We start from the raw sequence: 2,383 nt of genomic DNA, 5'->3' as shown, positions 1-2,383 counted from the left end.
CAACAGCACAGGTTTATCAGTTTTTCCAAGGGCCTTGAGTAATTGGAAATTCTGCATATTCCTTGCACCAACCTGGAATACATCAGTATACTCTCTCATGAGCGCTATATCATCCCGGTCAACGATTTCAGTGATGACCTTAAGTCCCTCAGCATCTGCAGCATCTCTGAGCATCTTAAGTCCTTTTTCTGCAAGTCCCTGAAAATCATAGGGAGATGTACGTGGCTTAAAGGCACCGCCACGAAGGAAATCAGCTCCTCCCAATTTCACCTCGTGGGCTGCCTCCCTTAACTGCTCTTCGCTCTCAACAGCACATGGTCCCGCCATTATAACAAGGTGCTCCCCGCCTATCTTCACACCCCCCACATCTACAACTGTATCAAGGGGATGAAAATCACGGCTAACCAGCTTGTATTTCTCAGTAATGCGGACAGTCTTCTCCACGCCCTCCATCATGTTCATCTGAAGATTCGCGATGATTTTTTTGTCTCCGATTACACCAACGATGGTACGGTCTTCACCTTCAGAGAGATGTGCTCTGAGGCCTAACTGTTTCAATTTATCCTGTACACGATTCAGGTTTTCCTTTGTTGCACCCGGACTCATAACTATAATCATAACGGTTCCTCCAATGTCATTGCTATTTCATCACAATTCGGGAATTTCGGACAGTCAATGCATTCTTTCCAAACCTTATGGGGCAGCTGCTCCTTGGTAATGGTGCGAAAACCAATAGTCTGAAAGAATCCCGGTTTATATGTAAGGGTAATAAAACGCTTAACGCCAATAGCACGCCCCTCATCCAACAGACGGTGCACGATTTCAGCACCTATACCCTGACGCGTATGATCCTGGGACACTGCCATAGTACGGATTTCTGCCAGTTCGTTCCAAATAACGTGGAGTCCCCCCACGCCTACAATATTGCCATTCTCGTCCTCAGCCACAATCATGTCCCTTATGGTCTCATACAGTGTATTACGGGATCTGGCCAGCATAACACCATCATTAGCATAACTGTTAACCAGCTCAAATATTGACTCAATATCCCCGAAGTTTGGTTTCCTGTATATCATTCCAATGCACCTCACGTTCACCGCAAACTATAATATCACAAATACTTCTGTAAGCCAACTTAGTGATAAAATTTTTCATGTCCCCTTCCTGTTGAAACAGCAACCCATTTTTGCTATTATGTACCGTGTATCACATTTTAACCAAGGAGGTCTATAATTAAAATGGAAAACTTCTTCAAATTGAAGGAGCATGGTACAACGGTCAGAACTGAGCTAATGGCGGGGCTTACAACCTTTATGACCATGGCTTATATCCTTGCTGTCAACCCATTGATACTGGGTGCTACAGGCATGGATGCAGGTGCGGTATTCACAGCCACCGCTCTTATATCAGGTCTGACCACACTGTGCATGGCATTCCTTGCCAACATGCCCCTCGTACTCTCAGCCGGAATGGGACTCAATGCCTATTTCGCCTACACCGTTGTTATCAGTATGGGCTATACCTGGCAGCAGGCACTGGCAGCGGTATTTATCGAAGGTATTATTTTTATCGTACTCTCTATAACCAATGTCCGTGAAGCAATCTTCAATGCGATTCCCATGTCACTGAAAATTGCAGTTACTGTAGGCATAGGTCTGTTCATATGTTTTATCGGCCTGCAGAATGCCCATATAGTTGTGGACGGCCCCACACTCGTAAAACTCTTTTCCTTCAGGGAATCCATTGAAAACGGAACATTCCAAACGGAAGGAATCACTGTATTACTGGCACTGATTGGCCTTCTTGCATCATCCTTCCTGATGATCCGCAAGGTAATGGGCTCAATCCTATGGGGAATCCTGCTTACCTGGGGACTTGGCATGATCTGTCAGGTTGCGGGAATTTATGTTCCAAATCCAGAAACAGGACATTTTAGCCTGTTTCCTTCAGGACTTGTGTCCATGCCCGCATCACTTTCCCCTACCTTTATGGCTCTTGATTTCAACTCCATAATGAGCATCAATTTCTTATCGGTTCTGCTGGCTTTCCTGTTCGTGGATCTGTTTGATACCCTTGGTACAGTCATTGGCTGTGCCTCCAAGGCAAATCTGCTGGACAAAAACGGAAAGCTGCCCAATATCCGCAGCGTACTGCTGACAGATGCCATTGGAACAACTGCAGGCTCACTGGCAGGTACTTCAACAATCACTACATTCGTTGAATCCTCTGCAGGTATTGCCGAAGGCGGCAAAACCGGTCTTACAGCACTTGCTGCAGGGCTGCTGTTCCTTTTGGCACTCTTCTTCTCTCCTATTTTCCTGGCAATTCCTTCATTCGCTACATCACCCGCATTGATAGTTGTCGGATTCCTGATGATGCAGCA

2 protein-coding genes and 1 pseudogene are annotated in these 2,383 nt (G+C 46.0%); 1 reads left to right on the top strand and 2 read right to left on the bottom strand.

The genetic code is table 11. The features are described from left to right. Together K6C05_RS01675 and K6C05_RS01670 are read right to left on the bottom strand one after the other, a co-directional pair. Nucleotides 1-618 (bottom strand): annotated as a pseudogene (locus K6C05_RS01675) (3-deoxy-7-phosphoheptulonate synthase); the annotation flags it as partial. Continuing rightward, complete coding sequence (locus tag K6C05_RS01670; protein WP_296730619.1) at nt 615-1,076, bottom strand: N-acetyltransferase; 462 nt, start codon at nt 1,074-1,076, stop codon at nt 615-617. The gene K6C05_RS01670 and the pseudogene K6C05_RS01675, both read right to left, overlap by 4 nt. A 162-nt stretch (nt 1,077-1,238) precedes the next feature. On the opposite strand from K6C05_RS01670, the gene K6C05_RS01665 reads away from it, so the two are divergent. Continuing rightward, the coding region (locus K6C05_RS01665; protein WP_296730618.1) for an NCS2 family permease at nt 1,239-2,383 on the top strand (1,145 nt) is incomplete at its 3' end.

The sequence above is a fragment of the Anaerovibrio sp. genome (genome assembly GCF_024697385.1).
In the GTDB taxonomy this organism is placed as follows: domain Bacteria; phylum Bacillota; class Negativicutes; order Selenomonadales; family Selenomonadaceae; genus Anaerovibrio.
The sequence above is the reverse complement of the archived record's forward strand: the minus strand, read 5'-3'. Positions and strand labels throughout refer to the sequence as shown.